General features: G+C 60.6%; 10 protein-coding genes. 3 read left to right on the top strand and 7 right to left on the bottom strand.

Annotated features, from left to right (window positions below; translation table 11 throughout):
- Positions 1 to 34: 34 nt before the first annotated feature.
- From BM364_RS05030 to rsmH, 7 genes are all read right to left on the bottom strand, one after another.
- Complete coding sequence (locus BM364_RS05030) at positions 35 to 826, bottom strand: DUF4394 domain-containing protein (RefSeq protein WP_244542772.1); 792 nt, start codon at positions 824 to 826, stop codon at positions 35 to 37.
- A gap of 124 nt (positions 827 to 950) precedes the next feature.
- Complete coding sequence (mraY, locus tag BM364_RS05025; RefSeq protein ID WP_092421709.1) at positions 951 to 2,036, bottom strand: phospho-N-acetylmuramoyl-pentapeptide-transferase; 1,086 nt, start codon at positions 2,034 to 2,036, stop codon at positions 951 to 953.
- A 27-nt stretch (positions 2,037 to 2,063) separates the two neighbouring features.
- Positions 2,064 to 3,455 (bottom strand): UDP-N-acetylmuramoyl-tripeptide--D-alanyl-D-alanine ligase, encoded by a 1,392-nt coding sequence (locus BM364_RS05020; protein WP_092421706.1) that lies wholly within the window; start codon positions 3,453 to 3,455, stop codon positions 2,064 to 2,066.
- Positions 3,456 to 3,647: 192 nt separating this feature from the next.
- Positions 3,648 to 5,093, bottom strand: a complete 1,446-nt coding sequence (locus BM364_RS05015) for a UDP-N-acetylmuramoyl-L-alanyl-D-glutamate--2,6-diaminopimelate ligase (protein ID WP_092421702.1) — start codon at positions 5,091 to 5,093, stop codon at positions 3,648 to 3,650.
- Entirely contained in the window at positions 5,093 to 6,829 is a 1,737-nt protein-coding gene (locus BM364_RS05010; RefSeq protein WP_092421699.1) for a peptidoglycan D,D-transpeptidase FtsI family protein, read from the bottom strand. Before BM364_RS05010 ends, BM364_RS05015 begins: the two co-directional genes overlap by 1 nt.
- On the bottom strand, positions 6,829 to 7,212 hold the full coding sequence (gene ftsL, locus BM364_RS05005) for a cell division protein FtsL (RefSeq protein WP_092421696.1): 384 nt from the start codon (positions 7,210 to 7,212) through the stop codon (positions 6,829 to 6,831). The genes BM364_RS05010 and ftsL overlap by 1 nt, the downstream gene beginning before the upstream one ends.
- Positions 7,209 to 8,210 carry a 16S rRNA (cytosine(1402)-N(4))-methyltransferase RsmH gene (rsmH, locus tag BM364_RS05000; protein ID WP_092421693.1) on the bottom strand — a complete coding sequence of 334 codons (1,002 nt, stop codon included), beginning with the start codon at positions 8,208 to 8,210 and terminating at the stop codon, positions 7,209 to 7,211. Before rsmH ends, ftsL begins: the two co-directional genes overlap by 4 nt.
- 209 nt (positions 8,211 to 8,419) lie before the next feature.
- Here rsmH and BM364_RS04995 point away from each other — a divergent pair, with 209 nt between their 5' ends.
- Genes BM364_RS04995 through BM364_RS04985 form a run of 3 tightly spaced genes read left to right on the top strand, consistent with a single transcriptional unit; the run spans position 8,420 to position 11,391 of the window.
- Complete coding sequence (locus BM364_RS04995; RefSeq protein WP_092421689.1) at positions 8,420 to 9,913, top strand: sensor histidine kinase; 1,494 nt, start codon at positions 8,420 to 8,422, stop codon at positions 9,911 to 9,913.
- Positions 9,910 to 10,353, top strand: coding sequence for a response regulator (locus BM364_RS04990; RefSeq protein WP_092421686.1), 444 nt, complete (start codon positions 9,910 to 9,912; stop codon positions 10,351 to 10,353). Before BM364_RS04995 ends, BM364_RS04990 begins: the two co-directional genes overlap by 4 nt.
- Before the next feature lie 3 nt (positions 10,354 to 10,356).
- Positions 10,357 to 11,391, top strand: coding sequence for a histidine kinase dimerization/phosphoacceptor domain -containing protein (locus BM364_RS04985; RefSeq protein WP_092421683.1), 1,035 nt, complete (start codon positions 10,357 to 10,359; stop codon positions 11,389 to 11,391).
- The last annotated feature ends 44 nt before the right edge of the window (positions 11,392 to 11,435 follow it).

Genomic DNA, 11,435 nt, shown 5'->3' with positions numbered 1-11,435 from the left:
CTCGCACGGGGGAAAGAATGCGAGGCTGAAAGCCTCAGTTCATGACGGTGATATCAGTGATCGTGCCGTCAACGCCTTCGATCATGCCCCAGCTTTCTGCAGCGCCGGTTTCGAGATCGACAGTGTAAAGAGTGTTGTCGACCACGAGATAGGCCGTGTTGGTCATGTCTTCCGTGGTGTGGATATCAAAAGCATAGTTCGAACCGCCCTCGATGCCGAGTTCGCCGACAGCTGCAAGTGTCCCGTCATTGGGCGACACCTGCTGGAGCAGCGCTGCGAGCGTGGCGTCAATGTCGTACATTGCTGTCTCTTCAGGACTGCCGATTGAATTGGTGTAGGCAGCGTCGACAACTGCAGGCGTTTCGCCGGCATGCATGTCTTCGGCATCAAAGGCCAGCGAACCATCGACCGTCACGGCACCATCGTCGACATTGACGCGGTGATTTGTTCCGTCCGTGCCCATGAGGCGGAGCCGGTCCGCAACAGGATTGAAGTCGACAATCGCACCATCATAGCTGGGCAGCTTCTCGGAAAGCTCGGCGCCCATCGTGGCCGCACCGGTCGAGGTGTCGATCGTAACGATCTGACCAGACAGGCTCACGCCATAAAGCATGCCGTCGGCGGGACGAATATCGATGCCAGCGAGCCCGTCGACCCCACTCACTTCGAGCGTGCCTGTGACAGCACGGGTTTCAGTATCCACCATGGCAAGCGAAGTGCCGTCTATCAAAGCAACGGCGGTGGCGGCATGGGTCGCGCCGACGCCAATGGCGGAAGCTACGAGAGTAAGGCTGGTCGTCATGAAAAAACGGGCGGTAGCAGGCAATGCGGGTCTCCTTGATGGCCGGAATGCGACTATGCGAACGGCGTTGCTGGGGACGATTGCTATCGTCTCAAGCAGTTACGGGAGACAGGCGAAAAAGTTTCACGGCTGGCGCAGCCGTGAACAATTAACGGAGCTTCAGGCTCGACAAACCGATCAGCGCGAGCACGAAAGAGATGATCCAGAACCGGATCACCACCTGGCTTTCGGTCCAGCCTAGATGTTCGAAATGGTGGTGAATGGGCGCCATACGGAACACACGTTTGCCGGTCAGCCGGAAACTGGTCACCTGCACGATCACCGACACAGTTTCGAGCACAAAGAGACCGCCGATAATGGCCAGAACGATCTCGTGCTTGGTGGCAACGGCGATGGTGCCAAGCGCGCCCCCCAGTGCCAGCGAGCCGGTGTCACCCATGAAGATCTGGGCCGGCGGCGCATTGAACCAAAGAAAACCAAGGCCAGCCCCGATCAACGCGCCGCACACCACGGCGAGTTCGGCCGTGCCCGGAACGTTGTTGAGAAGCAGATAGTCGGCATAGTTGGTGCTGCCGACAAGATAGGCAATGAACCCGAAACACGCCGCTGCAACCATCACCGGCACGATCGCGAGGCCATCGAGCCCGTCAGTCAAATTCACCGAGTTCCCTGCAGCGACCACCACGAAGCCGCCAAAAAGAATATAAAAATATCCGAGGTTTACCGCCAGGTCCTTGACGAAGGGGAACAGCAGCGACGTGCCATAGGCGCCAACGGCCAATTGGGAAATGGCAAAGGCCGCGATGAAGCCGATGATCGCCTCAAGCAGCAGGCGCTGCTTGGAGCCAAACCCCTTGTGGCTCATCCGCTTGACCTTGAGATAATCGTCGTAAAAGCCAATGGCGCCAAAGCCGAGCGTGACAAACAGCACCACCCAGACATAACCGTTGGATAAGTTCGACCACAGCAGCGTCGAGATGACGGTCCCCGAAAGGATCATCAGCCCCCCCATGGTGGGAGTGCCCTTCTTGGTCAGGAGGTGCCCCTGCGGGCCGTCTTCGCGGATAGGCTGTCCCCTGCCCTGCTTGACGCGCAAAAGCGCGATCATGCCGGGGCCAAACATGAACACGAAAAACAGCGCCGTGATCACCGCACCCGCGGTGCGGAAAGTGATGTAGCGGAAGACGTTGAACGCGGCGAGGGTGTCACCCAACTGGCCGAGAAAATAGAGCATGTTCTCTAGGTGTCCTGGTTGGGGCGCTTAACGCTGCTGGAACTTGTCCTTCATGGCGGCAACGAGACGCGACAGTCCCACACCGTTGGACCCTTTGACCATAACTGCATCCCCATAGGCAAGGGTGGCGAGAAGGTCCGCCTGAGCCTCGTCAACAGTTGTGAAGTGCTGGGAAAACATACTTTGTGGCAATGCGCGCTGCAGATGTTGCATATTCTCGCCCACGAGATAGACGGCGTCTGGCCCACTGCCGGAAACCGCCCCGGCAAGGCTTGCATGAAGCTCCCGGCCTGCCTCTCCGAGTTCGAGCATATCCCCCAGCACCACTATTTTGCGGCCCGAAGGGGAAGACACGCTCGCAAAAACCTCGAGCGCCGCAATCATCGAGGCAGTGTTGGCATTATAGCTTTCATCGATCAACATAAGCGGCTTGTCGCCACCGCCGAGCAGCACACGCTGGCCACGGCCAGGCTGTGGGCCGAAACCGGCCAGGGCGCGCAAGGCAATTGCCGGCTCGACGCCAGCCAGACTGGCGGCAGCCAGCGCCGCCGTGGCGTTGCTCAGCATGTGCCGCCCAGCCACCGATATGACCAGACTATAGCGGTCCTCGCCATGAACAACGGTGGCGAAACTCCTCTCGCCGGCCATTTCCGGTTCGATGATCTGCCAGTCGGCGCCGCGAGCAAAGCCAAATGTCACGACGTGGCCTACGCCGGCTTCCGCTGCCGCTTCCAGCAACTGGCCAAGCTGGGGGTGATCGGCATTCACAAGCGCAGTGCCGGCTGGCTCAAGCCCTTCGAAAATTTCCGCCTTAGCGTCGGCTATGGCTTCTATGCTGCCCAGCTTCTCCAGATGCGCCGGCGCTATGGTGGTGATCACCGCGATATGCGGCCGCACGAGCTGGCTCAGCGGACGGATCTCGTCCGGTGCGTTCATCCCCATCTCGAAGACGCCGAACTGGGCTGTTTCGCTCATGCGAGCCAGCATCAGCGGCACGCCCCAGTGATTATTGAAGCTCTTGATCGAGGCGTGTGTCTCGCCTGCCGCCTCGAACACGGTGCGGAGGGCTTCCTTGGTTGTGGTTTTGCCCACACTGCCGGTCACCCCGACGATCAACGCCTCGCTGCGCGCCCGTGCCGCGCGCGCGATGTCCACAAGTCCACCCAAGGCTTCGGGAACAATGATGCGCCCAGGCCCTTCCCCTCGGCTGACCAGCGCCGCCGCGGCACCGTTTGCAAGGGCGGCGTCAACAAAATCATGACCGTCGAAGCGATCGCCCTTGATTGCAACGAAAAGCGATTCGGGCCCGATCTCTCGCGAATCGATGGTGATGTAGTCGAAGGATTTGGCAGCAACCTGCTCGGCTCGACCGCCCGTGGCGGCAAGGATGGCGTCGAGAGTAAAGAGAGGTTGGGTCATATCGCCTTCTGCGAACGGGAATACACGGTGTCGTCGGCTGGAGCCGGATGACTACCCGCGGTTTATAGCGCAATTCTGGCGGGGACCAGCAGATTGGTGGGGTTAGCGTGATCCCCCCCCACCCACCCCCCCTTCCGGAGGGGGAGGTTAGGTAGGGGTACCGGGGCCCGGATACTACGTGTTAGGCTGAACTCAGCCCCTCACCGCTTCCATCACCACTTCATGGTCTGAAAAGTGGTGCTTGGTCGTTCCGATGATCTGGTAGGTCTCGTGGCCCTTGCCGGCGACCAGCAATACGTCGCCTTTTTGCAGCGATCTCACCGCTTCTTCGATGGCAGCCTTGCGATCCGCGATTTCGCGCGCGCCTTTTGCCTCGGCGAGGATCTGGGCGCGGATGGAGGCGGCGTCTTCAGTGCGCGGATTGTCATCGGTAACGATGATGTCGTCAGCCAGCTCACTGGCGATTGCGCCCATTTGCGGCCGCTTGCCTTTGTCGCGATCTCCGCCGCAGCCGAAGACCAGCCGCAGCTTGTTGGGTGCATAAGGGCGCAGGGTATTGAGCGCCGTACGCAAAGCTTCGGGCTTGTGCGAATAATCAACGAAGATGGCCGCTCCGTTATGCTCGGCAACGAGTTCGAGCCGGCCTACGGCGCCGACAAGCTTGGGGAGCGCGGCAAAGGCGTCGTTCTTGTCCACGCCGGAGGACATCGCAAGGGCCGCTGCGATCAGCGCATTGGATACCTGGAACTCGCCCGGAATATGCAAGTGGAAGTCCACGAGTTCGCCGATATGCCGGATCTGCACCCGCTGCCCATAGGCTTCGGGCTCGATCGAGATGATTTCGATATAGGCGCCTTCCCGGCCGACGGTCAAAAGCGTGGCATTGGCCGAAAGCGCTGCGAACATGAAGGGCTCATATTCAGGATCGTCGACATTGACGATGGCAGCCCCGCCATCGACCAGCAGGTCGGTAAACAGGCGCAGCTTGGCATTGCGGTATTCGTCCATGTCGGCATGATAGTCGAGATGGTCGCGGCTCAGATTGGTGAAGGCAACGGCTTCGAAGTGGATACCGTCGAGACGCCGCTGATCAAGGCCATGGCTCGAAGCCTCGAGCGCGACATGGTCGATCCCCTGCGCGCGCAATGCGCGCATGGCCTGATGCAGGGTGCGCGAATCCGGCGTCGTCAGCGCGCCTTCTATGGTGCGATTGGCAGTCTGCACGCCAAGCGTACCGATGCTGGCGCCGGGCAGACCAGCATGGTCCCAGATCTGGCGTACGAAAGAGGCGACCGAGGTCTTGCCGTTGGTTCCGGTTACACCGACGGCGATTTCGGGCTGGGGCTCGAAAACGCGTGATGCCGCGCGCGCGTAGGAGGCGCGCACATCCTTGACCACGATCACCGGCACACCGGGATCGCCTACCGGGGATAGATCCGTAACAACCGCCAGCGCACCGCGATGAACGGCGTCCGCGATGAACTCATTGCCGTGCACTTTCTGCCCGGGTAGCGCGAAGAAGATGTCCCCCGGCTCGATGCGCCGGCTGTCGGAATTCAGCCCAAAGACTGTGCCCAGGCCCTTTTTGGGGCGGGCGCCAGAGCCTTCGAGCAGTTGCGAAACGCTGATGGACACCATCAATATCCTTCTGGAAAGATCCGCCTGACTTCGGGCGGTACGATCTGCTGATCAAGCAATTCGCCGAAATCCGGCGCAATGCCAAGCATGGGTGCCACGCGCTGCACCACGCGCCCGGTCAGGGCACCGGCATTCCAGCCGGCGGTCGTGCCCGACTGCGGGTTTTCGGCCTTGGGCTCGTCAACCATGATCACCATGGCATAACGCGGATTATCGAGCGGGAATGCCGAAGCGAAGAAATTGGTCACCTTGCTGGACGAGTACCGTCCATCGACCACCTTCTCCGCAGTACCGGTCTTTCCGCCAACGCGGTAACCCTGCGCGAGCTTATTCATCTGCGAACCCGAGCCGCCCACAGAGATGGCATTGAGCCGCATCAGGTAGCGCATATAGGCGCTGGTCTGGGGTTGCAGCACCCGTTCATAGAAAGGTTCAGCCTCGGCGATGGAGCGCTTATAGAGCGTTGGCGAGATATAGTTTCCGCCATTTACGAACGCGGCATAGGCGGTCAGCATGTGCAGCGGCGACACCGACAAGCCGTGCCCAAAGGATGCCGTGGCGGCGCCCACTTCCGAAAGGCTTTTGGGAACCGATGGCACGCGCATCTCCGGCAGTTCGAACTCGACACGCTCGTCAAACTTCATACGACTGAGAAACTCGCGGAAGTTGTCCTTGCCCATGGCCTGCATGATGCGGATCGTGCCGATATTGGACGAGTACTTGTAGACTTCGGGCAGGCTGAGGATACGGTTCTTGCCATGGAAATCGGAGATCGTGTAGCGGCCGAAGCGCACGCCATAGCGCGCGTCGAAGTCATCCGTGATCCGCACGGCGCCGGCATCCAGCGCACCGGCAAGCGTCACTGTCTTGAAGATCGAGCCAGGCTCGAAAATGCCTGAGGTCACGCGGTTGAACGTGTCCTTGACGAGAGCCGAGGCTGGATCGTTGGGGTTGAAGTCAGGGAGCGAAGCGAGTGCGATAATCTCGCCCGTATAGATGTCCATGATCGCGCCGGCCGCTGCGATCGCCTGGTAGCGCGTCATCGCGTCAAGTAATTGATCGTGCATCACATGCTGCACGCGCATGTCGACGCTGAGCTCGACAGGGGTCAGCTTGTTTCCGCGCGCCAGGCCCAGCTCCTGCAAAAGCGCGATGGATTCGCGATCCATGTGCCGCTCGATGCCGGAAATCCCCTGATTGTCCACATTGGTCGAGCCCAGGATATGCGCCGCTTCATTCATGCCGGGATAGAAGCGCTTGGATTCGGTGATGAAGTCGATGCCCGGGATACCGAGACGCATTATCTGTTCTTCGATGGCAGGCGTCAGTTCGCGCTGCACCCAGACAAAGCCGCGGTCTCCACTCAGCCGGTTGCGCAACCAGGCTTCGTCGAGATTGGGCAGAACGGTGCGCAGCTTGGTTACCGCTTCGTCAACATCGATGATCCGGCGTGGCTCGGCAAATAGCGAGGGCACACGGATATCGACGGCCATTTCAAGACCATTGCGATCCAGAATGGGCGGCCGGGTGGCAGTAATGGCGTCACGCGCCTGGCCTTCGATTGTCGTATCTGTCTCGACCATGCCCAGTTGAACCAACCGGCCACCGACCGCGCCGAAGCCGATCACCAGCGCCAGGATCATCCAGCGGATACGGGCCTGGGTCAGGTTCCCGCGCGCCTTTCGCACACCGTCAAGGGAAATGGTGGGGGCCAGATCTTCAGCAGTCACGGCCATTATTCGATGCCCTCCAGCTCAAGAATGGCATCAATGGGGTCGATGCCGGCGTCGATTGCCTGAAACAGAGCATCCATGGCCGAAGTGTCAGGCTCTGCAGGACGCATCGGCAAATCCGCAAAAGAGCCGAACTGCTCCTGCTTCACCTGCTCAACTGCCAGTTCGGCCTGGTGACGCCGCACGATGGGTTCGACATAGCCAGGCTGATTGAGAACTGCCCAGTCGGCTTTGAGCGTGGAGAGCTCGCTCTCCTGCTCGGCGATATGGGCTGTCATGGCCGAACGTTCGGATGCCGTACCTTCGATGGAGAACTTGAGCATATAGACGCCCACGAGCATCGCAATACTGGTGACGATCAGAAAGAAATTGAGGCGACGGATCATGAAGCACCCCTCACGACCGGAACGCCAAGCTGGTCATAGACCGGCTCGCGCGCCGGTTCGGCGGTTCGGATGCCGCTGCGCAACACCGAGGATCGTGCGCGCGGATTGCGATCGAGTTCCGCCGCACCGGGTTTTACGGCTTTGGAAACGGGATCCCAGCGGCGCGGATTGATCTTGACCTGAGGCAGGTGGCGCGACTGAGCCGGACCGCCCTTGTCCGGATCAAAGAAGCGCTTGACGATACGGTCTTCGAGCGAATGGAAGCTGACGACAGCCAGCACGCCACCCTCGCCAAGCAGGCGCTCGGCAGCAAACAGCCCCTCGACAAGCTGCTCGAATTCACCATTGACGGCAATGCGCAGCGCCTGGAAAGTGCGCGTTGCCGGATGCGCATCACCCGGTTTGCGGCCAATGGCCTTTTCGACCACTCGCGCCAGCTCCAGAGTTGTCGTTATCGGCGCCTGCTCGCGGGCAGCCACAATGAACTGGGCGATACGGCGCGATTTGCGCTCTTCACCGAAGGCATAAAGCAGATTGGCGAGCGCATCCTGCTCCAGCTCGTTGACGAGGTCAGCCGCGCCTTCACCCGACTGGCTCATGCGCATGTCGAGAGGTCCTTCGCGCATGAACGAAAAGCCGCGCTCGCTCTGGTCGAGCTGCATTGAGCTGACGCCAATATCGAGTACCACGCCGCCGATCGGACCAAATTCCTGAGCGAGGATATCGAGCTTCGAGAACGTCCCCGTCACGAACTGAAAGCGGCCGGGAAACTCTTCAGCGAGCCGGTCGGCATGCACGCGCACAGTTGGATCGCGATCGATCGCCACCACATCGGCACCGGCCGCCAGCAGGGCGCGGGAATAACCACCCGCACCGAACGTACCATCCACCACGCGACGCCCGGCAAGCGAGGAAAGCGCCGCCACAACCTCGTCCAGGAGAACGGGCACATGGGGCACATCAGGCGGCTGGGAACCGGGCAGGTCAGGCTTGCCCATAGTCACGATAACTCCACGTTCGGGCTGCGAAAACCATGCCGCAGGCCCGACGCACCATTGCATGTGGACGTTTAAGATTTTGTTTCCCATGCAATGGCGGCGGCGCGCAAGCTTCACTAGATGTTGGGAAAAGCACCGGGCAGTAACCTATTTTTATTGCCCCGCCGTTCGGAAACGGCGAAGAAGGCTGGACGTTCACGGGACAAACAATGCCGATCACCAGCAAGACCTTCGTACGGTCCACAGCTCTGCTTCTGCTTGTGGGCCTTCTGGCCCTTCTGGGTATCGTCGGAACCAATATCTGGCTCGTCGAACGCAGCCAGGTCTATTTCAATGAAGTGGTTGAAGCCCGTGTCGCCCGTCGTGTCGCAGTGGACCTCCGCGCGCAGATGCAGGATCTTGAAAGCGCACAACGCGGCTTTGTCATCACCCTCGACGACGAATATTTGGCGCCTTATCGCGAGACCCTGCCGCTGATCGACACCCAGCTCCAGGAATTGCGGGGCGTGCTGGCCCCCTACCCCGTAGCCACCGAGCCGCTCGCAACACTGGAAAGCGACATCGCCTTCAAGATCGAGGAGATGAACCGCACCATTGAGATTGCCGAGACGGGCGACCGCGATGCCGCAATAGCAATGATCTCCACCGACGACGGCAAGCAGGCGATGGACCGCATCCGCGCCTTCGTTGAAGGGCTGATCGATGCAGTCGATGCCCGCCTGATCGAGGGCGTGGGCAATCAGAACCGCACGATCGACACCCTGCGCTGGGTATCGGTTATCGGCGGCATCGTGATTCTGCTGGTCGTTTCCGGCGCCATCTGGGCCGTGTTGTCATACACGCGCGAACTGACAGCCGCGCGGCGCGAAATCGAAGAAGCAAATTCCGGCCTAGAAGAGCGCGTCAAGGAGCGCACGGCCGATCTTGGAAAAGCGAACGAAGAGATCCAGCGCTTCGCCTATATCGTGACCCACGACCTGCGGGCCCCGCTCGTCAACATCATGGGCTTCACTGCCGAGCTTGAAACCAGCGTCAACACGCTGCGCGACTACATGGCCGACAAGCCCGATGAGAAGGATCCCATCCAGGCCGAAGCCAAGCTGGCCGCCACAGAGGATCTGCCTGAGGCGATCTCCTTTATCCGTGCCGCAACGCGCAAGATGGACGGCCTGATCAACGCCATTCTCAAGATCTCGCGCGAAGGCCGCCGCCGGCTCAAGCCCGAACTCGTTGATATCCGCGAGGTCGCGGAGAACTCTGCCGCCGCCGTCCACCACCAGGTGGCTGAGAACGAAGGTTCGATCACAACCGATATCCGGCTGGGCAAGGTGATCACCGACAAGCTGTCAATTGAGCAGGTCTTGGGCAACCTTCTCGACAACGCCATCAAATATCAGCAGCCCGGCCGGCCTCTTGCGGTGAAAATCCGCGCCAGTCACGTGCCCGGTAATCGTGTACAAATCGAAGTCGAAGATAATGGCCGCGGCATCGCCGACACTGACCACGAACGTGTCTTCGAACTCTTCCGCCGCTCCGGTGCCCAAAGCCAGCCCGGCGAAGGAATCGGCTTGGCGCATGTGCGCACAATGGCGCGCTCGCTTGGGGGCGATGTCACATTGAACTCGAAACTGGGCGAAGGCACCACTTTCATAATCAACCTGCCGCGCGACCTGCGGACCTACCTTGGGACAACCACACAATGAACGACGCACGGCCAGTTACCATCATCATGATCGAGGACGATGAGGGGCATGCCCGGCTCATCGAGAAGAACATTCGCCGCGCAGGCGTCGCCAATCAGATCGTGCCCTTCCTCAATGGCACAGACGCCCTGGCCTATCTGCTTGGGCCGGATGGCACGGGCGCGGTCAACAAAGGCCGGCAATTGCTGGTTCTGCTGGACCTCAACCTGCCCGACATGACCGGCATCGACATCCTGGAAAAGGTCAAGGGCAACGAGCACACGAAGCGCTCCCCCGTCGTGGTTCTGACTACCACCGATGATCAGCGCGAGATCCAGCGTTGCTATGATCTTGGCGCCAATGTCTACATCACCAAACCGGTGGACTACGAAGGCTTCGCCAATGCCATCCGGCAGCTGGGCCTGTTCTTCTCGGTCATGCAGATCCCCGAGGCCGAATAGACGATGACCAACCGCACGCCGCATGTGCTCTACATCGATGACGATTCGGGACTGGCACGGCTGGTCCAGAAAGCCATGCAGCGTCGCGGTTATGACTATCATCATGCAACGAGCGGGGAAGAAGGCATCGACCTGATCCGCCAGGGGGGCGTCGATGTGGTCGTGCTCGACCACTATCTGCCCACTGGCACCGGTCTCGACGTTCTCGCCGGCATTGCCGACGTGGAAGACCGCCCGACCGTCGTCTATGTCACGGGCTCCGCGGAAACAGCTGTGGCTGTAGCCGCCCTCAAGGCCGGCGCGACCGACTATGTGCCCAAGACGCTCAGCGAGGAGTTCATGGAACTGCTCGTGACCGCAATCGAGCACGCGATCGAGCATTCCCGGCTGAACCGCGCCAAGGCCCGGGCGGAGCGCGAGACCCTCGAAGCGCGTGAACGTGCCGAAATGCTGCTGGGCGAGGTCAACCACCGTGTTGCCAATTCCCTGGCCATGGTGGCAGCTCTCGTGGGCCTCCAGGCCAATGCGGTGACAGACGCTGAGGCCAAGAGTGCACTTGCCGAAACGCAGGCGCGTATTCATGCCATCGCCGGTGTGCATCGTCATCTCTACACCTCCGACGACGTGCGATCGGTGCAGGTTGCAGACTATATCCACTCATTGGTCGCCGAACTCGAAGCATCGGTGCAACTCGAGGGTCAAACCCCCAGCCTCCGCGTCGAGGTCGAGCCCTTCCCCATGGCGACCGAAAAGGTCGCCTCGCTCGGCGTGATGCTCACCGAACTCGTCACAAACGCACTTAAATATGCCTATACCGGCCGGCCAGCCGGCGAGATCCGCATCCATATGCGCCGCGCTGAGGAGCAGATCGAGTTGCGCGTGGAAGATGACGGCATCGGTTGGTCCGGAAGCGGAAAACCGCAAGGCACAGGCCTCGGCAGCCGCATCGTCAAGGCCATGGCTCATAGCCTGGGCGCCACTGTGGGCTACGAAACCGACCGCGGCGGCACAACGGTGCGTGTGGTTTTCGAAGGCTGAAGCGCTTCACTCCGGCTCCGTATTCCGTTCCTTTCCCTTGATTG

It is taken from the genome of Devosia crocina (assembly GCF_900116545.1).
In the GTDB taxonomy this organism is placed as follows: Bacteria; Pseudomonadota; Alphaproteobacteria; order Rhizobiales; family Devosiaceae; genus Devosia; species Devosia crocina.
This window is presented reverse-complemented; position numbering and strand designations above follow the sequence as displayed.